This is a genomic window from Variovorax sp. HW608 (genome assembly GCF_900090195.1).
Taxonomy (GTDB): Bacteria; Pseudomonadota; Gammaproteobacteria; order Burkholderiales; family Burkholderiaceae_C; genus Variovorax.
Map to the genome: position 1 here is coordinate 3,728,801 of NZ_LT607803.1, position 19,286 is coordinate 3,748,086.

Consider the following 19,286-nt stretch of genomic DNA (forward strand, 5'->3'; position numbering starts at 1 on the left):
CCGCAAGTCATTGACCTGCGGGGCTTTTTTCGTTTTTTGGTGGCTCTTCACGGACTCGAACCGCGGACCTGTGGATTATGATTCCATCGCTCTAACCGACTGAGCTAAAGAGCCGAGCCCACAATTATAACCGTTCGGAAGCGGACTTCGGCGCCGCGCCAAAGTTTTCTGAACGTCCGGCCTCACCGCGGGAAACCGGCCTGCATCGCCAGCCGCACGAGCTGCGGTAAAAATCCGCCGATGTCCGCGACCGCCGACGCCCCAGATCGCCCCGATGCCACGGCCGACGACCAGCTCATGCTGGCCTACGTCGGCGGCGACGCGTCCGCATTCGATGTGCTGTATGCGCGCCACGAGAGCGGGATCTTCCGCTTCGTGCGGCGTCTACTCGGCGTGCGTCTCGCCGCGGAGGTCGGCGAGCTGTTCCAGGCAACCTGGGCACGCATCGTCTCGGCCCGCGACACCTTCGCGCCCGAGGAAAGCAACTGGCGCGTCTGGGCCTACGCCATCGGCTACGAGCTGGCCACGGAAGAGCTCCGTCTGAGCGGCCGGGAAGCGGCGTTCTACGCGCACGACGAGGACGGCGATGGCCTCGAGGCCGCGCACCTCTTCGGCCTCGGTGTGCTGCGCGGCGGCCCGGCTGACGCGCATCCCTCGGTGGAGGAACTGGCCTTCTGGCGCGCAGCGGGACGCCGGCTGCAGGCCTGCCTCGACGAGCTGTCCGACGCGCAGCGCGCGGCCTTCCTGCTGCATCACGAAGAAGGCTTCACGCTCGAGGTGGTGGGCCGCACACTGGGCGTCGATGCCGAAACCGCCGCTGACCGCCTGCGCATCGGTCTCGACAGATTGCAGGACTGCATGGAGCGCTACCTGTCGGCGGCAGCGTCAGGCATGAGCTCCGACTACGCCGGCACGGGCGATCTGCACGACCCGCGCCTGTGGCGGGCGCTGGAACACGCGCCGGACCAGGGCGCGGTGCCCGACTGGCGGGTGCGCAAGGAGATCCTGAGAAGCGCGCACGCCGCGATCGGCGAGCCTGATCCCGAGGACGCCGAGGCCGAACTGGAGCGCGCCGCGCAATCCTGGTGGCAGCGCCTCGCCGAGGGGCGCGCAGGCCGCGAGAAGTCGAAGCGGCGCTGGCCCGTGGCCGTCGCGGCGATGATGGTCGCCTTCGTGGCGATCATGCTCTGGCGGCGCGAGCCTGCTCCGTCGCCCGCGCCGCCGCTCGACGACAAGACGCCGGTGGCCTCGAACGCGCGCACGACCGAAGAGCCAACGCCGATGCCGGCGCCCTCGGCATCCCGGCCGCCGCCGAGCGATCCCTCATCCATTCCGCTGTTGCCGCCGAGCTTCTTTGCAAAGCCGGAGCTGCCCGCGCCGGAGCCGGAACCGGAATCGGCGCCTGCCCCGGCCCCGACACCACCCGCGCCGCCGACCAGGAAGACCGCGGTCGCGCCGCCTGCAGAGGCGCCATCGCCGCCGCCGAAGGCCCAGAAGGCGCCGCAGCCGCCCGTGCCGTCCTTGCCGCCGGCTGCATCACCGCCGCCGCCACGCGAAGCAGTGGCATCCGCCAGACCTGCGACAGCGCAGGCTCCCCCGGCTTCATCGTCCGTTCGCACGGATGAGACCGAGCCGCCGAGCTTCGAGGCGCTCGGGCGGTGGAACCAGATCACGATCTCGAAGCGTGGCGGCGAAAGCCGCAGCCTGCAGCGCGCCGATGCGCGCGAGATCAGTGCGCTGATGGGCTCGGCCGCGCTTTCCGCGGTGGGGCCCCAGCCGCTCAGGGGCACGCCGGAGTGGCGCGTGACCTTGGAGCGCGGCGCCGATGTGCTGGCCGTCTTCGAAGTCTCGGGGCCGCAGGTGCGTTGGCGCGAGGGCCGTACGCCGGCGGCAACGGGCACGCCGTCGGCCGGCGCGCTCTCCGCGCTGCGAGACGCGCTCGGGCGTGCGGTGCAGGCGCCACAGCCCGCGCCGGGCGAGCCGTCGCGCAGCCCCTGAGCCGCCTTGCCTATTGGTGCTTGAAGTCCGGCGCCCGCTTGGTCAGGAAGGCGTCCATGCCTTCCTTCTGGTCGGCGGTCGCAAACAGCGAGTGGAACAGGCGCCGCTCGAACATCACGCCGTCCGCGAGGCCGCTTTCGAATGCCCGATTGACCGATTCCTTGGCCGCCATCACCGACAGCTGCGAGAAGCCCGAGATCACGAGCGCGGCGCCGAGCGTTTCTTCCATCAGCTTGTCCAGCGGCACGACGCGGCTCACCAGTCCGGCGCGCTCGGCTTCGGCGGCGTCCATCATGCGGGCGGTGAGGACCATGTCCATCGCCTTGGACTTGCCGACCGCGCGCGGCAGGCGCTGCGTGCCGCCGGCGCCGGGGATGACGCCGATCTTGATCTCGGGCTGGCCGAACTTCGCGTTGTCGCCCGCGATGATGAAGTCGCACATCATCGCCAGCTCGCAGCCGCCGCCGAGCGCGAAGCCCGCGACCGCGGCGATCACCGGCTTGCGGATGGAGCGGATGGTTTCCCAGTTGCGGGTGATGAAGTCGCCCTTGTACGCATCGAGAAAGGTGTACTTGGCCATGGCGGCGATGTCGGCCCCGGCGGCAAACGCCTTTTCGCTGCCGGTGACGATGATGCAGCCGATGGCCTCGTCGGCGTCGAAGGCCTTCAGCGCCTGGCCGAGCTCGGTCATCAGCTGGTCGTTGAGCGCATTGAGCGCCTTCGGGCGGTTGAGCGTGATGATGCCGACCTTCTCGGCTTCGACCCGTACTTCGATGGTTTCGTAGCTCATGCGTATCTCCTTGGTCTTGGAAACTGAATGATCGGGCGCGAGGCGCCGCGCTAGGTCCGGGCGAGCCACCGCGCCAGCTTCGCGGCATCCTGCGCGAACAGGCGCCACGTCGTCACGCCGGTCGGCAGGGCCACCGGCAGCCGCAGCAGACGCCGGTCGCGCGCAACCAGCGCGGTGAATTTCTTCAGCGGGCCGAGATAGAGCGCCAGATCGTCGAGCCGCGCAATCCGCCAGCCCTGCGCGGGGCGGCTCCTGGCGGCCGGCAGTTCGATGCCGATCCATTCGTCGTTGGCCGAGAAGCCGGCCTGCTCGCCCGCGCCGCCGCGAAGGACCGCCTTGATCTGCACGGCGCCGTTCGATTCGGCCACGCGAAGGCCCAGCTCCTGCGCGCGCTGCGCCGGATCGTCGAGCGTGGCGACGCCGTGGGCGCGCAGCAGGTCGGCCAGCGGCAACTCGTCCGTCGAATGCACCCAGCGCGCGATCTCCTTCGAGAACGAGCGGCCGCCTGCCGCTTCGAGCGCGGCGGCGAAATCGGCCTCGTCGACCGGACCGCCTTCGCTGCGGTTCCACAGCCCGCGCATGGCCTCGTCGAGCGTGCCCTTGCCTTCGGCGCGCAGCGTGAGGTCGAGGCACAGCGCGACCAGCGCGCCCTTGGTGTAGTAGCTCACCGTGGTGTTGGGCGTCTGCTCGTCCTGCCGGTAGTACTTGACCCAGGCGTCGAAGCTGGCCTCGGCCACCGACTGCACGAGCCGGCCCGGTGTCTGCAGCACCTGGTTGATCGTCTTGTTGAGCAGCTTGAGGTAGTTCGCGTCGTCGACGAGCCCCGCGCGGCGCAGCAGCAGGTCGTCGTAGTAGCTCGTGAAGCCTTCGAACAGCCAGAGAAGCTGCGTGTAGTTCTCCCGGCTGTAGTCGTAGCGTGCGAATTCGGCCGGCCGCAGGCGCTTCACGTTCCAGGTGTGGAAGTACTCGTGGCTGATCAGGCCGAGCAGCGTCGTGTAGCCGTCCGGCTGCTTGCGCGCGCCCTCTTGCGGCAGGTCGCGGCGCGTGCAGATGAGCGCGGTCGAATGGCGATGCTCGAGGCCTCCGTAGCCGTCGTCCACCGCATTGAGCATGAAGACGTACCGGTCGTGCGGCGGCTTGGGTCCATGGCGCTTGCCGACCTTGTCGCCGTGCCAGAAACGCATCTGCGCCTCGCAGATGGCGCGCGTGTCGGACAAAAGCCGGTCGCCGTCGAAGGACGCCGTCGCACCCGCGACGACGAAGCGATGCGGCACGCCGCAGGCTTCGAATTCGCCGCTCCAGAAGGCGCCCATCTCGACGGGGCTGTCGGCCAGTTCGTCGTAGCCGGAGGCCACGTACTTGCCGAAGCCGTGGCGGTCGGCGTGCGCCGCCTCGAGCGCGGTGGCGCAGGACCAGCGCGGGCCTTCCTTCGGCTCGGCGGGCGCGACGATCTCGATGTGATGCGGCGCATCGGCCAGGCCTTCGACCCGCAGGCAGAGGCTGGTGCCGTTGAAGAAGCCGCGCTCCTCGTCGAGCCATGCCGTGCGCACCGAGTTGTCGTAGGCGCACACCTCGTAGCGAAGCGCCAGCGGCTTGCCCGGCAAGCACTCGATTTCCCAGGTGCACTTGTCGAGCTGCCGGACGGCGAGCTTGCGGCGGCCCTGGGTCGCGCGCAGGTTCTGCAGATTCTTCGAGAACTCGCGCACCAGGTAGCTGCCCGGGATCCAGATCGGCAACGTGACCCGCTGGATGGCCGCGGGTTCATCGACGACGAGCGAGACGCCGAAGAGGTGCGCCTTGCGATCCGCGCACTCGACGCGGTAATGGACGGCCGGCGCGGCCATCAATTGAGCGCGGCGAGTTGTTTCTCGACCTGTGCCGCGGGAATGGCGCCCGGCGCGCGCGTGCCGTCGCTGAAGAACAGCGTCGGCGTGCCGGTGACGTTGTATTTCTGGCCGAACTCGCGATTGCGCGTCAGCGCGGCCGTGTCGCACTCCCCGGTCTCCGGCACCACGCCGCGCTGCATCCAGTCGTTCCAGGCCTTGGCCTTGTCCTTGGCGCACCAGATGTTGCGCGCCTTGACCACCGAATCGGGGCCCAGCACCGGATAGAGGAAGAGCTGGATGGTCACGTTGTCGACCTTCGTCATGTCGCGCTCGAACTGCTTGCAATAGCCGCAGTTCGGATCGGCGAACACCGCGAGCTGCCGCTTGCCGTTGCCGCGCACGATCTTGATGGCGTCCTTGAAGGGCAGCTTGTCGAAGGCCACTTCGCTGAGCTTCTCGATGCGTTCCTCGGTGAGGTTGCGCCGCGCCTTGACGTCGATCAGGTTGCCCTGCAGCAGGTAGTTGCCCTGCTCGTCGGTGTAGAAGATCTCGAAGCCGTTGATACGCACTTCATACAGGCCCGGCACCGGCGACTTCGTGATCTCGTCGATCTTGGCGAACTGCGGGATGCGCGCGGCCAGGTTCTTGCGGATCTCGGCTTCGCCGGCCGAAGCGGTCAGGGCATGGCCCAGCGTGAGTGCAAGCAGCGAGGCGAGAAGGGGGCGTGCGAGTTTCTTCATGATGGTGTTCCCGGCATTCAGTGCAGGCCCATGGCCTGCCGCGCGATCCAGTTCTTGACGAGCCGTGTGCGGTCGAAACCGCGCATGCCCCAGTTGCGCAACGCCGGCAGAGGATCGGCGCTGTGCGCGAAGAGTTGCTGAAGCCCGTCGGTGGCGAGGCTCATCGACAGCACGCCGGTGCGGCGGGTGCGCTCGTAGCGGCGCAGCAGCCGCGGGTCGCCGACGCTGCGCCAGTAGTCGCGCGACTTGATGATCTCCGCCAGTGCCGCCGCGTCGCCGAGGCCCAGGTTCAATCCCTGGCCCGCGAGCGGATGCACCGAGTGGGCGGCGTCGCCGGCCAGCGCCCACGCGGCGCCGTTGTCGAAGCGGCCGGTCCAGCGCTCGGCAATGGCGCGCTGCAGCGGCCAGGCCGCGCGCTCGCTGGTCAGCCTGAGCGCGCCGAGCGCGTCGTGCGTGGCGTCGCGCAGGCTGGCGCAGAACACCTCGGCACTCTGCGCCAGCAGTTCCGGCGCGCGATGCTGGTCGACCGACCAGACCAGCGCGAGCGAACGGTCCAGCGCATGGGCATCGGCGGGCCGGTTCGCATCGGCGAGCGGCAGCAGCGCCAGCACCTCGCCCTTGTCGTTGAACCACTGCCGCGCGGTGCCATCGTGCGGACGCTCGGCTTCGAGCCGCGCCGCGATCGCATGCTGGGGATAGCGCGTGACTTCATGGCCGACGCCGAGCGTTTCGCGGGTGGCGGAGAGGCGCCCTTCGCAGATGACGGTCAGCGGCGCCGCGACCGGCGCGCTCACCAGCTCGATGCGCGGCTGGAAGCGCACCGCGTCGCTCAGTTGCCTCTCGAGCGCCGGAACATCGACGATCCACGCCAGCGCCTCGACCTTCTGGCGGGCGGCGCTGAACTGGACGCGGCCGCCTTCGTCGCCGTAGATCAGCATCTCGCGCACCGGCGTCGCGTAGGCGATGTCGGGCCAGGCGCGCAGCGACTCGAGTAGCTGCTTGGAGGCGGCATTGAGCGCGTAGGCGCGTACGTCCTCCGCGGCGGGTTGGGTGTCCGGCGCCACGAGCGCGACGCGCACGCGCTCGCGTGCCAGCAGCAGGGCCAGGGTGCGTCCGACGATGCCGGCGCCGCGAATGCAAACCTCGGGGGGGAGAGCCATCCTGGCATTGTAGGAGCGAGCTCCCGGCGCGGCGGCATGCGGGAGAATCGCCGCTTCTCATATTTGGATGCGCGTTGCCGTGAAAACCTCCGAATTCGACCTCGAGGCCACGATCGCCCGGCTTTTCGTCTACCCCGTCAAATCGTGCGCCGGCGTCGAGGTGCCGGAAGCGCTGCTCATCGAGACCGGCCTCGAATTCGACCGCGCATGGATGGTGGTCGACGAGGCGGGCGAGTTCGTCTCCCAGCGCGAGTTGCCGCGCATGGCGCTCATCCGCCCGCAGCTCAAGCATGCCGAAATGGTGCTCCGGGCGCCCGGCATGCTGGCCCTGCACATCGCCTTCGACCGCGTCGAGGCGCCGACGCGCGTGCGCGTGTGGCAGGACGAGGTGGCGGCCTACGACATGGGCGACCTGGCGGCGCAGTGGTTCAGCGACTTTCTTTCAGAGCCGGGCAAGCCCAGGAAGCTGCGCATGGTGCGCTTCGATCCCGAGGTGCGGCGGCTGTCGAGCCTCAAATGGACCGCCGGCGTGGAGGCGCCCAACCAGTTCGCGGATGGCTTTCCGGTGCTCGTCGCCAGCGAGGGATCGATCGCCGAGCTCAATGCGCGCCTCGCGGCGGCGGGCCACGAGGCGGTGGGCATCGAGCGCTTCCGCCCCAATGTGGTTCTCGCCGGCATCGAGGCGCATGACGAAGACCGCGTCGATACGCTTCACATCGCGACCGAGGAGGGCGAGGCCAGCCTGAAGCCGGTCAAGCCCTGCGCGCGCTGCCCGATCCCCGACATCGATCCCGCGACCGGCACGAGCAGTCCCGAAGTCGGCGACCTGCTCCGCACCTACCGTGCCGATCCGCGCGTCGATGGCGCGATCACTTTCGGGATGAATGCGATCGTGCTCACGGGCGTGGATCATGCTTTGCGGGTCGGCCAGCGCGTGGGCGCCAACCTGCGCTTCGAGTGACGCGGACGCCCCGGGGGCCGGGCGCCTAAAATCGCCGGTTCCCCCCAAGATTTCTGAAAGCACCCGCCATGAGCCTCCAGTGCGGCATCGTCGGCCTGCCCAACGTCGGCAAGTCCACCCTCTTCAATGCATTGACCAAGGCGGGCATCGCCGCCGAGAACTATCCCTTCTGCACGATCGAGCCGAACGTCGGCGTGGTCGAGGTGCCGGATCCGCGGCTCGATCAGCTGGCCGAGATCGTCAAGCCCGAGCGCACCGTTCCGGCGATCGTCGAATTCGTCGACATCGCGGGCCTCGTGGCCGGCGCGAGCCAGGGCGAGGGCCTCGGCAACCAGTTCCTCGCGCACATCCGCGAAACCGACGCGATCGTGAACGTGGTGCGCTGCTTCGAGGACGACAACGTGGTGCACGTGGCCGGCAAGGTCGATCCGATCTCCGACATCGAGGTCATCCAGACCGAGCTGTGCCTCGCCGACCTCTCGACGGTCGAGAAGGCGCTCGCGCGCCACACCAAGACGGCGCGCTCGGGCGACAAGGAGGCGATCAAGCTCGTCGGCCTGCTCGAGAAGTGCCAGGCCGCGCTCAACGACAGCAAGCCCGTGCGCTCGGTCGAATTCAGCAAGGAAGACCGGCCGCTGATCAAGCAGTTCTCGCTCATCACCGCCAAGCCCGCGATGTTCGTCGGCAACGTGGCCGAGGACGGCTTCGAGAACAACCCCTTCCTCGACCGCCTGCGCGAATACGCCGCGGCGCAGAACGCGCCCGTGGTGGCCATCTGCGCCAAGATCGAAGCCGAACTGGCGGACATGGACGACGAGGACCGCCAGATGTTCCTCGCCGAGATCGGCCAGGAAGAGCCGGGCCTGAATCGCCTGATCCGCGCCGCTTACTCGCTGCTGGGCCTGCAGACCTACTTCACCGCCGGCGTGAAGGAAGTGCGCGCCTGGACCATCCACATCGGCGACACCGGCCCGCAGGCGGCCGGCGTGATCCACACCGATTTCGAGAAGGGCTACATCCGCGCCCAGACCATCAGCTTCAATGACTTCATCGCCTACAAGGGCGAGCAGGGCGCGAAGGATGCGGGCAAGATGCGCGCCGAAGGCAAGGACTATGTCGTCAAGGATGGCGACGTGATGAACTTCCTTTTCAGCTCCTGAGCACGATTCCTGCTTCGGGAAAGCGCATCGATGATCACCGTCCACCACCTCGACAACTCCCGTTCCCAGCGTGTGCTCTGGCTCCTCGAAGAGCTGGGCGTGCCCTACGAGATCGTGCGCTATCAGCGCGACCCGAAGACGATGCTCGCGCCGACCTCGTTGCGCGCGGTGCATCCGCTGGGCAAGTCGCCGGTGGTGACGACCGATGACGGGATCACGCTGGCCGAGTCGGGCGCGATCGTCGAGACATTGATCGAGCGCTACGGGCAGGGCCGCCTCATTCCGCCGGCCGGCACGCCGGAGGCGGTCCGCTATCGCTACTGGCTGCACTTCGCCGAAGGCTCGGCGATGTCGCCGCTGCTGCTCAAGCTGGTGTTCGACCGGATCGAGAAGGCGCGCATGCCCTTCTTCGCGAAGCCCATCGCGAAGTCGATCGCGCAGAAGGCCAAGTCCAGCTTCGTCATGCCCAACATCCGGGCCCACCTGGACTTCATGGAAGCGGAGCTGGGCAAGAGCCTGTGGTTCGCGGGCGATGCGTTCACCGGCGCCGACATCCAGATGAGCTTTCCGGTCGAAGCCGCCGCGGCGCGCGGCGGGCTCGATGCGTCGCGGCCGAAGTTGATGGCCTATCTCGAACGCATCCACGCACGGCCCGCCTATCGGCGTGCACTGGAGCGCGGCGGGCCTTATGGCCTTTTGGCCTGAACGGGCACGGCTTCAGTTCGGCCAGATATAGAGCAGCGCCACCGTCATCGTGACGTAGCGCAGGAACTTGCCGATCGCCATGTAGGCCACGCAGGGCCAGAAGGGAAGTTTCAGCCACCCGGCCACTGCGCACAGCGGATCGCCGACGACCGGCAACCAGGCCAGGAGGCATGCCTTGGGCCCGAGGCGTTCGAGCCACGCGAGGGCGCGCAGATGCGTCTTCGAATGGGCGTACTTGTCCGCGACCTTGTGGGCGCCCCAGCCCATCCACCAGGTGACGGCGCCACCCAGCGTGTTGCCCGCGGTGGCGACGAAGATCGCCGGCCAGAACAGTTCGGGATTGAGCTTGAGCAGTCCGAACAGCGCCGGCTCCGAGCCCACGGGGATCAGCGTTGCCGACACGAATGCGGCGATGAAGAGCGTGCTCAGGCCGTAGTGTGGCAGGGCGAGAAGCGCGAGAAGTGAGTCGAGCCAGGCTTGCATGAGCGCCGGAGTATAGAAAGGCGCCCGCGCGATGGCGTGTAGGTGCAAGTATGGATACCGACTGTCGCTGACTTGCCATCAGGATGCGCAAAGAGTGCAAATCGTTGCAGCCGGGGCATGCCCGCCCCGCTACAATCGTGCCTCATTTTTCAGCAGGCCCGGCGCGCGCCACTCTCCTCTTCATGACCTTGCACATCGGCAACATCGCGCTGGAAAACCGCCTGTTCGTCGCACCCATGGCGGGTGTCACGGACCGGCCGTTTCGCATGTTGTGCCGCGAACTCGGTGCGGGCTATGCAGTGAGCGAGATGGTCACTTCGCGCAAGGAGCTGTGGAACAGCCTCAAGACCTCGCGACGCGCCAATCACGATGGCGAGCCCGGCCCCATTTCGGTGCAGATCGCCGGCACCGATGCGGACATGATGTCCGAGGCCACGCAATACAACATCGATCGCGGCGCGCAGATCATCGACATCAACATGGGCTGCCCGGCCAAGAAGGTCTGCAACAAATGGGCCGGCTCCGCGTTGATGCGCGACGAGCCGCTGGCGCTGGAGATCGTGGAGGCGGTGGTCAGGTCCGCTGCGCCGCACAACGTTCCGGTCACGCTCAAGATGCGCACCGGCTGGAGCGAAGACCATCGCAATGCCGTCACGCTGGCGCGACGCTTCGAGGCCGCCGGCGTGCAAATGCTGACCGTGCACGGACGCACGCGCGAGCAGGGCTACAAGGGCCATGCCGAATACGACACGATCGCGGCGGTCAAGGCCGCGGTCCGGATTCCGGTTGTCGCCAACGGCGACATCACTTCACCAGAGAAAGCACGCGACGTTCTGGCATCGACCGGCGCGGACGCCATCATGGTCGGCCGTGCCGCGCAGGGCCGGCCGTGGATCTTCCGCGAGATCGCGCATTTCCTCGACACGGGTACGCATCTGGCCCCGCCGCTGGTGGCCGAAGTGCGTCGTCTCATGCTCGATCACCTGAAGGAGCACTACGCCCTCTACGGCGAATACAGCGGCGTGCGAACGGCGCGCAAGCACATCGGCTGGTATGTGCGCGCGCTTCCCGGTGGCGAGGCGTTCCGCTTCGCGATGAATGCGATCGAGGATTGCGATGCGCAATGGCGTGCGGTCGCGGCGTTCTTCGACCTGCTTGCCGGGCAGATGGATCGCATTCCTGCCGCAGCCGAGGGCTCGCTCGATCCGGTGGACGAGCAGATGGTCGATGCACTGGCGTAAGAAGAGCAGAACAAGGAGAAGAAGAGAAAGCCATGAGCAAGAAACACATCGAAGACTGCGTACGCAGCAGCCTGGACAGTTATTTCCGTGACCTCCGAGGCACCGAGCCCGACGGCATGTACGACATGCTGGTTCGCGTCGTCGAAAAGCCTTTGCTCGATGTCGTCATGACGCGGGCCGAAGGCAACCAATCCAAGGCCGCGCAATGGCTCGGCCTCAACCGCAACACGCTGCGCAAGAAGCTGGTCGAACACAAACTGCTGAAGTAACTCCCGATGAATGCACTGATTTCCGTTTCCGACAAGACCGGTATCCTCGAATTTGCCCAGGCGCTGCATGCGCTGGGGATCAAGCTCCTTTCGACCGGCGGAACGGCCAAGCTCCTGGCCGACGCCGGCCTGCCGGTGACCGAGGTGGCCGAAGTCACGGGCTTCCCCGAAATGCTCGACGGCCGCGTGAAGACGCTGCACCCCAAGGTGCACGGCGGCCTGCTGGCCCGCCGCGACCTGCCGGCGCACATGGCCGCGCTGAAGGAACACGGCATCGACACCATCGACTTGCTGGTGGTCAATCTCTATCCGTTCGAAGCCACGGTGGCCAAGCCCGGCTGCACGCTGGAAGACGCGATCGAGAACATCGACATCGGCGGCCCCGCGATGGTGCGCAGCGCAGCCAAGAACTGGAAGGATGTCGGCGTTCTGACCGACGCCTCGCAGTACCCGGTGGCCCTCGCCGAACTGAAGGCCGGCGGCAAGCTCAGCGACAAGACCAAGTTCGCCTTCTCGGTCGCGGCGTTCAACCGCATCAGCCAGTACGACGGCGCGATCAGCGACTACCTCTCGGCGCTTCAGGAAGACGGCACGCATGCGCTGTTCCCGGCGCAGAGCAATGGCCGCTTCGTCAAGCTGCAGGACCTGCGCTATGGCGAGAACCCGCACCAGCAGGCCGCCTTCTACCGCGACCTGTATCCGGCGCCGGGCTCGCTGGTCACGGCGAAGCAGTTGCAGGGCAAGGAGCTGAGCTACAACAACATCGCCGACGCCGATGCGGCGTGGGAATGCGTGAAGAGCTTCGATGCCCCGGCCTGCGTGATCGTGAAGCATGCCAACCCCTGCGGCGTCGCCGTGGGCAAGGATGCGCTGGAGGCCTACGGCAAGGCCTTCAAGACCGATCCGACCTCGGCCTTCGGCGGCATCATCGCCTTCAACCGTCCGCTGGACCGCGCCGCCGCCGAAGCGGTGAGCAAGCAGTTCGTCGAAGTGCTGATGGCGCCGGGCTATGCGCCCGAAGCGCTCGAAGTGTTCAAGAGCAAGGTCAACGTGCGCATCCTCGAGATCGCGCTGCCGCCGGGCGGCAAGACCGATTGGGAGAACGGCCGCAATGCGGTCGACGTCAAGCGCATCGGCTCGGGTCTCCTGATGCAGACCGCCGACAACCGCGAGCTGTCGGCGGGCGAGCTCAAGGTCGTGAGCAAGAAGCAGCCGACGCCGCAGCAGCTCCAGGACCTGCTGTTCGCGTGGAAGGTTGCCAAGTACGTCAAGAGCAACGCGATCGTGTTCTGCGCCGACGGCATGACGATGGGCGTCGGCGCCGGCCAGATGAGCCGACTCGACTCAGCGCGCATCGCGAGCATCAAGGCGCAGCACGCGAATCTCACGCTGTCGGGTACGGCAGTGGCGAGCGATGCGTTCTTCCCGTTCCGCGACGGGCTGGACGTCGTGGTCGATGCGGGTGCGACCTCGGTGATCCAGCCGGGCGGCTCGATGCGCGACCAGGAAGTCATCGATGCCGCGGATGAGCGCGGCGTCGTGATGGTGTTCTCGGGCGTGCGCCATTTCAGACACTGAGCCGGCGCGGCGAAGGCCAGGCCGGACGGTGATCAGAAGCTCGCGAAGATCTGGCGTGCCGCTTCGATGGTCGCGGCGATGTCTTCGTCGCTGTGGGCCGCGCTGACGAAGCCGGCCTCGTACAGCGCGGGCGCGATGTAGACGCCGCGGTCCAGCAGGCCGTGGAAGAGGGTGTTGAATTTGCTGCCGTCGCTCTTCATGACGGCGGTGTAGTTCTGCGGCAGCGCATCGAGCAGGAAGAAGCCGAACATGCCGCCTTCGCAGTCCGCGCTGAAGGGCACGCCTTGGGCAGCCGCTGCCGCTTGGAGGCCGTCGACCAGCGCGCGCGTCTTCTTCGAGAGCGCCTCGAAGAATCCGGGCCTGGCCACTTCCTTGAGCGTGGCGAGTCCGCAGGCGGTCGCCACCGGGTTGCCTGACAGCGTGCCGGCCTGGTAGACCGGCCCGAGGGGCGCGAGCTGCTCCATGATCGCGCGCGGCCCGCCGAATGCCGCGAGCGGCATGCCGCCGCCGATCACCTTGCCGAGCACCGTGAGATCGGGCGTGATGCCCAGCACGCCCTGCGCGCCGCGCGCGCCGACGCGAAAGCCGGTCATGACCTCGTCGAAGATGAGCAGCGCGCCGTTCTGCGTGCAGAGCTCGCGGCAGCGCTTGGCAAATTCGCCGCTCGCGCGCACGAAATTCATGTTGCCTGCGATGGCCTCGATCATGAGGCCTGCGATTTCATGGCCATGCAGCGCGAAGGCTTCCTCGAGCTGGGCGATGTTGTTGTATTCGAGCACCAGCGTGTGCTGCACCACCTCGGGCGGCACGCCGGCGGAGGTCGGGTTGCCGAAGGTCGCGAGGCCCGAGCCCGCCTTGACCAGCAATGCATCGGCATGGCCGTGGTAGCAGCCCTCGAACTTGATGATGTACTTGCGGCCGGTCGCGCCGCGCGCGAGGCGCAGCGCGCTCATCGCCGCTTCGGTGCCCGAGCTGACGAGGCGCACCATTTCCATCGAAGGCACGAGCGCGAGGATCGCTTCCGCGAGCTCGATCTCGCGCTCGGTCGGCGCACCGAACGAAAAACCCTCGGTGACGGCACGCTGCACCGCCTCGACCACCGCGGGGTGCCCGTGGCCCAGGATCATCGGGCCCCAGGAACCGATGTAGTCGATGTAGCGCTTGTCCGTCGCGTCCCAGAAGTACGCGCCCTGCGCGCGCTTCACGAATCGCGGCGTGCCGCCGACGGCCCGGAAGGCGCGCACCGGCGAGTTGACGCCCCCGGGGATGACAGCGCGGGCGCGCTCGAAAAGGACTTCGTTCTGATCAGTGTGTGGCATCGGCCGAGTATCTTTCATATGGCCGCCCGGAAACTCAGTGCCGGGTGTCGTGCGGCGGGAGCGCGAAATCCGGCGGCGAACCCGCATCGCCGTTGTCTTCCTCTTCGGGCTGGGCCCAGAAGAGCCTGTCCGGCAGCACGTGGCCCATGCCCGGCCGGAAGCCGGCGTCCAGGCAGCGGTCCATGTAGCTCAAGGCCTCGGTCGCGGCGGCCGCGAGATCGGTGCCGCTCGCGAGCAGCGCGGCGAGCGCGGCGGACAGCGTGTCGCCGGCGCCGGCGAAAACCGCATCGAGGCGTTCGTACTTCTCGCTGGCGAGCACCGATTGCGGCGACGCCAGCACGTTGTCGATGTACTGCTCGGGCAGGACGATCCCGGTGACCAGCGTGTAGGGCACGCCGAATTCGCCGGCCGCCTTGGCGATGTCGCGCGCGCTGGGCGGGCGCTCGCCGCCCCAGTCGGGCAGAAGCCATCGCCACAGCGTGCTGTGATTGCCGACCAGCACCGTGGTCTGCGGCAGCACGAGGTCGCGGAAGGCGTCGAGGTAGGCGTCGATCTGGGTCTCGTCCCACCACGACAGGTTGGGCATGTAGGCCACGACCGGGACTTCGGGATAGTCGGTCGCGGCCTCGGCCACGTTGCTCAGGCTCTCGGGCGAGCCGACGAAGCCGATCTTGATGAGCTGCACCTCCACGTCCTCGAGGATCGAGCGCGCCTGCTCCGACACCGCTTCCTCGTCGAACGCAAAGAAGTCGAAGATTTCGGCCGTGTCACGCGCGTAGGCGCCCGTGACGACGGGTAGCATGTGGGCCCCCACGGAGGCCATTGCCACCGCGTCCGCGGCCAAGCCGCCCGCGCCGCTCGGATCGTTTGCATTGAAGACGAGCACGCAGGGCGGATTCGGGCCACCTTCCGCGGTGTCTTCGTCGTTCTGGGGGTCGGTAAGATCGCTCACTTTGTGATCGTGCTCTGTTGGTAGTAGGGAAGTTTTCATACCCAATCAGGGCTCACCGGCATGGTGGCATATCTGAGACGCTTGTCACGAGATTTATTGATACGTTTGGATACGATCGTTGCATTTGATGTACAGGGACTTTAAGCTGCGATGAATACGAAAACCTGGATGTGCCTGATTTGCGGGTGGATCTACGACGAGTCGGTCGGAGTACCGGAAGATGGTATTGCGCCCGGGACGGCGTGGGCAGATGTTCCGATGAACTGGACCTGCCCGGAATGCGGGGCACGCAAGGAAGATTTCGAGATGGTTGAGATCTGAAGCATGGCATAGGGCCGCGCTTCCTGTGCTCCCCGGGGGGGCACAGCGGTCCCATCCCAAAGCGTCACAAGGAGCGGTGCATATGAGCGCGAATGGATCCGGCTACAAGGTGCTTGTCATCGACGACAGCAACACCATTCGGCGCAGCGCCGAGATCTTCCTCAAGCAGGGCGGGCATGAAGTTCTCCTCGCCGAAGACGGCTTCGATGCCCTGTCCAAGGTCAACGACCACAAGCCCCACCTCATTTTTTGCGACATCCTGATGCCGCGCCTGGACGGCTATCAGACTTGCGCCATCATCAAGCGCAATTCGCACTTCTCCAATGTTCCCGTCGTGATGCTCTCGTCCAAGGACGGTGTGTTCGACAAGGCCCGCGGCCGCATGGTCGGTTCGCAGGACTACCTCACCAAACCCTTCACCAAAGACCAATTGCTCAACGCCGTGCAGCAGTTCGGCACCCTTCAGGAAGCGTAGTAAATGCCCATTCGCAAAGTGCTCGTGGTCGACGACTCGAAGACCGAGCTGGTTTTTCTCTCCGAGCTCCTCCAGAAGAACGGCTTTTCGGTGAAGACCGCGGAGAACGCGGACGACGCCATGCGCCGCCTCGAGGAAGAGCAGCCCGACCTGATCCTGATGGATGTCGTGATGCCCGGCCAGAACGGCTTCCAGCTCACCCGCGCGATCGCTCGCCATCCCCAGTACGCAACGGTGCCGATCATCCTGTGCACCAGCAAGAACCAGGAAACCGACCGCGTGTGGGGCATGCGTCAGGGGGCGAAGGACTACATCGTCAAGCCGGTGAATCCGGCAGAGTTGATGGCCAAGATCAGTGCGCTGGCCTGATTCCCGCTAGCTTTCGATTCTCATGGCCAATCGAGATGCCCTCCGTGCATTCCAGTCCCGGCTTGCCGGCCGCTTGCAGGCTGCGCGCACGTCGGGTGTTTCCGCATCGTGGCTCGCGGTCGAGGCCGGCGATGCCAACTACCTGTTCCCGCTCGGGCACGCGGGCGAAATCTTTCCCTGGGTCCCGCCGCAGCATGTGCCCTACACCGAGCCGTGGTTCCTCGGTGTGGCCAATCTTCGCGGCGGCCTGTACGGCGTCGTCGAGCTCGCCGGCTTCCTGACCGGTGCACAGGCTGCGCCGGCGACCAGCGAGGCGGCGCATGCACAGTCCCGCCTGGTCGCGCTCAACGAGATGCTCGAAGTCAACTGCGCCTTGCGGATCGACCGGCTGGTCGGCTTGCGGGGCGTGGACGCCTTCGTTGCCTCCGAGGCCCCGGACGCCGATGCGCCGGCCTGGCTCGGCCACACATACACCGATTCCACCGGGGGGCGTTGGCAGGAGGTCAATCTCCAGGCGCTTTCCCAGCAACCCCGTTTTTTGAGCATCGGCGCCTGAGCGCTCCGCCCTGCACCGACCCCAACCTGAAGGACTCACCGTGAGCTCGATCGCCGACAAGTTCAAGAAGTTCATGCCCGTGAGCGGCGGCAACGTCCGCGTGGGCGCCGACAGCGCCGCCACGCTGTCGATGGACAACATCGAAACCGTGCAGAACGCGGACGAGCCCACCGTGGCGGTGCCGCGCGATGCCGCGAAGGCATCGGCGGCGCAGTCCGCCGATGCGTCCACGTCGGGCGATGGCGTGTCTGGCCCCACGGATCAGGCGCCCCAGATCGAGGACGCGATTCCGGCCGCGTCGTCCAGCTCGGCAAGGTCGCGTTCCAGGCGCTCGCAACGCTCCAGCCCGGCCCGGCAGCAGCGGATCCTTGCGCTCGCGCTGGCCGGCGTGGTGCTGTTGCTGATGCTGGTCGCCGGTTCCGCCATTCTTCGCGCCGAGCGTCTTGCCCAGCAGGTGGCTGCCACCGGCCAGTCGCTGATGCAGTCGCAGCGTCTTGCCAAATCGGTTTCGCAGGCGCTGGTCGGCAATGTGAGCGCCTTCACCGAAGTCAAGGAAAGCTCGGACGACCTGAGCCGCCGCGTGCAGGGCCTGGCGAGCGGTGACGATGCGCTCAAGCTGGAGCGCGTCGGCACCCAGTACGACATCGAACTCGGCAAGATCACGCCGCTGGTCGAGCGCGCGGACAAGAGCGCCAAGGCGGTCCTGGCCCAGCAGAAGATCCTCACGCAGGTGGGCAACGCGCTGCGCGACATCAATCGCCAGTCGTCCGACCTGCTCGAAATGACCGAGACCGTCGCCTCGCTCAAGATGCAGCAGAACGCGACCCTGCCCGAGATCTCCGCGGCCGGCCAGCTCGTGATGCTGACCCAGCGCATCGGCAAGTCGGCCAACGAATTCCTGACGGTCGAAGGCGTTAGCCCGGACGCGGTGTTCCTGCTCGGCAAGGACCTGAACTCGTTCCAGGAAATCACGCGCGGCCTGCTCGACGGCAGCAGCCAGCAGCGCCTGCCCGGCACGCGTGACGCGCAGACCCGCCAGCAACTCGACGCCATCCTCAAGACCTACGAGCAGACCCGCACGCAGGCCAGCGCCATCCTGGGCAACCTGCAGGGCCTGGTCGCCGCGCGCGAAGCGCAGGCCGCGATCCTGGCCGACAGCGAACCCCTGCGGAACGCGCTCGGCGACCTGCAGGAAAAGCTCTCGGCCCGCACCGGCCTGGGCGCCGGCACCGTCGTGATGCTGTTCGTGCTGTCGCTGGCCGCGCTGGCGCTGGCCGGCGCGATCGGCTTCGTGCAGGTCCGCGAAGGGCGCGAGCGTGCCGCATCCGCCGAGCGCGAGCGTGTCGAAGCCGAGCGCGCCAGTGAAGACGCTGCGCGCGTCAACGCCGCCAACCAGGCCGCGATCTTGCGACTCATGAACGAACTGCAGACCGTCGCCGAAGGCGATCTGACGCAGGAGGCGACCGTGACCGAGGACATCACCGGCGCCATCGCCGACTCGGTGAACTACACGGTGGAAGAACTGCGCCTCCTGGTGGGCAACGTGCAGAACACGGCGACCCGCGTGGCCCACACCACGTCGCAGGTGGAAAACACCTCGACCGAACTGCTCGCCGCATCGACCGAACAGCTTCGCGAGATCCGCGAAACCGGCCAGTCGGTGCTCACGATGGCCGAGCGGATCAACGGTGTGTCCTCGCAGGCGCAGGAATCGGCAACGGTGGCGCGCCAGTCGCTGCAGGCCGCTTCGTCGGGCCTGCAGGCGGTGCAGAACGCCATTGGCGGCATGAACGCCATCCGCGACCAGATCCAGGAAACCTCCAAGCGGATCAAGCGCCTGGGCGAATCGTCGCAGGAGATCGGTGAAATCACCGAGCTGATCTCGGATATTACCGAACAGACGAACGTGCTGGCGCTCAACGCCGCCATCCAGGCCGCATCCGCCGGCGAGGCCGGCCGCGGCTTCTCGGTGGTGGCGGAAGAAGTCCAGCGACTGGCCGAACGCTCCGCGGACGCGACGCGCCAGATCTCGGCGCTGGTGAAGGCGATTCAGACCGACACGCAGGATGCGGTGGGCGCCATGGAGCGTTCCACGCAGGGTGTGGTCGAGGGCGCGAAGCTGTCCGACAACGCCGGTACGGCGCTCTCCGAGATCGACCGCGTGTCGCGCCGTCTGGCGGACCTGATCGAGCAGATCTCGCTCTCGGCATCCCGCGAAGCGGATTCCGCCAACGTGGTGGCCGCCAACATCCAGCACATCTTCGCCGTGACCGAGCAGACCGGCGAAGGCACGCGCACCACGGCCCAGCAGGTGCGCGAGCTCTCGCACATGGCCGAGGAGCTGCGTCAGTCGGTGGCTCGTTTCAAGATTTCCTGAACGCCG

The 19,286-nt window shown here is 67.1% G+C and carries 19 protein-coding genes and 1 tRNA gene; 12 read left to right on the forward strand and 8 right to left on the reverse strand.

What is annotated here, in order from left to right:
* Window positions 1-37: 37 nt before the first annotated feature.
* Window positions 38-114: transfer RNA gene (locus tag VAR608DRAFT_RS17565), tRNA-Met, on the reverse strand.
* A gap of 126 nt (window positions 115-240) precedes the next feature.
* Here VAR608DRAFT_RS17565 and VAR608DRAFT_RS37620 point away from each other — a divergent pair.
* On the forward strand, window positions 241-1,998 hold the full coding sequence (locus VAR608DRAFT_RS37620; protein WP_088955220.1) for a sigma-70 family RNA polymerase sigma factor: 1,758 nt from the start codon (window positions 241-243) through the stop codon (window positions 1,996-1,998).
* Between the two features lie 10 nt (window positions 1,999-2,008).
* Here the strand turns inward: VAR608DRAFT_RS37620 and VAR608DRAFT_RS17575 are convergent, their stop codons facing one another.
* The 4 genes from VAR608DRAFT_RS17575 to VAR608DRAFT_RS17590 are packed head-to-tail and all read right to left on the reverse strand — an operon-like array spanning window position 2,009 to window position 6,514.
* Window positions 2,009-2,788 (reverse strand): enoyl-CoA hydratase, encoded by a 780-nt coding sequence (locus VAR608DRAFT_RS17575; protein ID WP_088955221.1) that lies wholly within the window; start codon window positions 2,786-2,788, stop codon window positions 2,009-2,011.
* A gap of 50 nt (window positions 2,789-2,838) precedes the next feature.
* Entirely contained in the window at window positions 2,839-4,632 is a 1,794-nt protein-coding gene (locus tag VAR608DRAFT_RS17580; protein ID WP_088955222.1) for a M61 family metallopeptidase, read from the reverse strand.
* Entirely contained in the window at window positions 4,632-5,354 is a 723-nt protein-coding gene (locus VAR608DRAFT_RS17585) for a DsbC family protein (protein WP_088955223.1), read from the reverse strand. The genes VAR608DRAFT_RS17580 and VAR608DRAFT_RS17585 overlap by 1 nt, the downstream gene beginning before the upstream one ends.
* A gap of 17 nt (window positions 5,355-5,371) precedes the next feature.
* Complete coding sequence (locus VAR608DRAFT_RS17590) at window positions 5,372-6,514, reverse strand: FAD-dependent monooxygenase (protein WP_088955224.1); 1,143 nt, start codon at window positions 6,512-6,514, stop codon at window positions 5,372-5,374.
* A gap of 79 nt (window positions 6,515-6,593) precedes the next feature.
* Between VAR608DRAFT_RS17590 and VAR608DRAFT_RS17595 the strand changes: the two genes are divergently transcribed.
* From VAR608DRAFT_RS17595 to VAR608DRAFT_RS17605, 3 genes are all read left to right on the forward strand, one after another.
* Window positions 6,594-7,475, forward strand: a complete 882-nt coding sequence (locus VAR608DRAFT_RS17595) for an MOSC domain-containing protein (RefSeq protein ID WP_443082942.1) — start codon at window positions 6,594-6,596, stop codon at window positions 7,473-7,475.
* Between the two features lie 68 nt (window positions 7,476-7,543).
* Window positions 7,544-8,635 carry a redox-regulated ATPase YchF gene (gene ychF / locus VAR608DRAFT_RS17600; RefSeq protein WP_088955226.1) on the forward strand — a complete coding sequence of 364 codons (1,092 nt, stop codon included), beginning with the start codon at window positions 7,544-7,546 and terminating at the stop codon, window positions 8,633-8,635.
* A gap of 30 nt (window positions 8,636-8,665) precedes the next feature.
* A complete protein-coding gene (locus VAR608DRAFT_RS17605) occupies window positions 8,666-9,340 on the forward strand; it encodes a glutathione S-transferase (RefSeq protein WP_088955227.1) in 675 nt (224 codons plus the stop codon).
* Window positions 9,341-9,352: 12 nt separating this feature from the next.
* Here the strand turns inward: VAR608DRAFT_RS17605 and VAR608DRAFT_RS17610 are convergent, their stop codons facing one another.
* Entirely contained in the window at window positions 9,353-9,823 is a 471-nt protein-coding gene (locus VAR608DRAFT_RS17610; RefSeq protein ID WP_088955228.1) for a YqaA family protein, read from the reverse strand.
* A 182-nt stretch (window positions 9,824-10,005) separates the two neighbouring features.
* On the opposite strand from VAR608DRAFT_RS17610, the gene dusB reads away from it, so the two are divergent.
* The 3 genes from dusB to purH are packed head-to-tail and all read left to right on the forward strand — an operon-like array spanning window position 10,006 to window position 12,911.
* A complete protein-coding gene (gene dusB, locus VAR608DRAFT_RS17615) occupies window positions 10,006-11,064 on the forward strand; it encodes a tRNA dihydrouridine synthase DusB (protein ID WP_088955229.1) in 1,059 nt (352 codons plus the stop codon).
* A gap of 32 nt (window positions 11,065-11,096) precedes the next feature.
* Window positions 11,097-11,333 carry a Fis family transcriptional regulator gene (locus VAR608DRAFT_RS17620; protein WP_068683508.1) on the forward strand — a complete coding sequence of 79 codons (237 nt, stop codon included), beginning with the start codon at window positions 11,097-11,099 and terminating at the stop codon, window positions 11,331-11,333.
* A gap of 6 nt (window positions 11,334-11,339) precedes the next feature.
* Window positions 11,340-12,911 carry a bifunctional phosphoribosylaminoimidazolecarboxamide formyltransferase/IMP cyclohydrolase gene (purH, locus tag VAR608DRAFT_RS17625; protein WP_088955230.1) on the forward strand — a complete coding sequence of 524 codons (1,572 nt, stop codon included), beginning with the start codon at window positions 11,340-11,342 and terminating at the stop codon, window positions 12,909-12,911.
* A gap of 32 nt (window positions 12,912-12,943) precedes the next feature.
* Here purH and hemL read toward each other — a convergent pair whose 3' ends face one another.
* Both hemL and thiD read right to left on the reverse strand, forming a co-directional pair.
* Window positions 12,944-14,230 carry a glutamate-1-semialdehyde 2,1-aminomutase gene (hemL, locus tag VAR608DRAFT_RS17630; RefSeq protein ID WP_088955231.1) on the reverse strand — a complete coding sequence of 429 codons (1,287 nt, stop codon included), beginning with the start codon at window positions 14,228-14,230 and terminating at the stop codon, window positions 12,944-12,946.
* A 34-nt stretch (window positions 14,231-14,264) separates the two neighbouring features.
* Window positions 14,265-15,221, reverse strand: a complete 957-nt coding sequence (thiD, locus tag VAR608DRAFT_RS17635) for a bifunctional hydroxymethylpyrimidine kinase/phosphomethylpyrimidine kinase (RefSeq protein ID WP_088955232.1) — start codon at window positions 15,219-15,221, stop codon at window positions 14,265-14,267.
* A gap of 111 nt (window positions 15,222-15,332) precedes the next feature.
* Between thiD and VAR608DRAFT_RS17640 the strand changes: the two genes are divergently transcribed.
* From VAR608DRAFT_RS17640 to VAR608DRAFT_RS17660, 5 genes are all read left to right on the forward strand, one after another.
* Window positions 15,333-15,503 carry a rubredoxin gene (locus VAR608DRAFT_RS17640; RefSeq protein WP_088955233.1) on the forward strand — a complete coding sequence of 57 codons (171 nt, stop codon included), beginning with the start codon at window positions 15,333-15,335 and terminating at the stop codon, window positions 15,501-15,503.
* 82 nt (window positions 15,504-15,585) lie between these two features.
* On the forward strand, window positions 15,586-15,978 hold the full coding sequence (locus tag VAR608DRAFT_RS17645) for a response regulator (protein WP_088955234.1): 393 nt from the start codon (window positions 15,586-15,588) through the stop codon (window positions 15,976-15,978).
* 3 nt (window positions 15,979-15,981) lie between these two features.
* Entirely contained in the window at window positions 15,982-16,347 is a 366-nt protein-coding gene (locus tag VAR608DRAFT_RS17650; protein ID WP_088955235.1) for a response regulator transcription factor, read from the forward strand.
* Window positions 16,348-16,369: 22 nt separating this feature from the next.
* Window positions 16,370-16,903, forward strand: coding sequence for a chemotaxis protein CheW (locus VAR608DRAFT_RS17655; RefSeq protein ID WP_088955236.1), 534 nt, complete (start codon window positions 16,370-16,372; stop codon window positions 16,901-16,903).
* A 130-nt stretch (window positions 16,904-17,033) separates the two neighbouring features.
* Window positions 17,034-19,280 (forward strand): methyl-accepting chemotaxis protein, encoded by a 2,247-nt coding sequence (locus VAR608DRAFT_RS17660; RefSeq protein WP_443082954.1) that lies wholly within the window; start codon window positions 17,034-17,036, stop codon window positions 19,278-19,280.
* Window positions 19,281-19,286 lie beyond the last annotated feature (6 nt).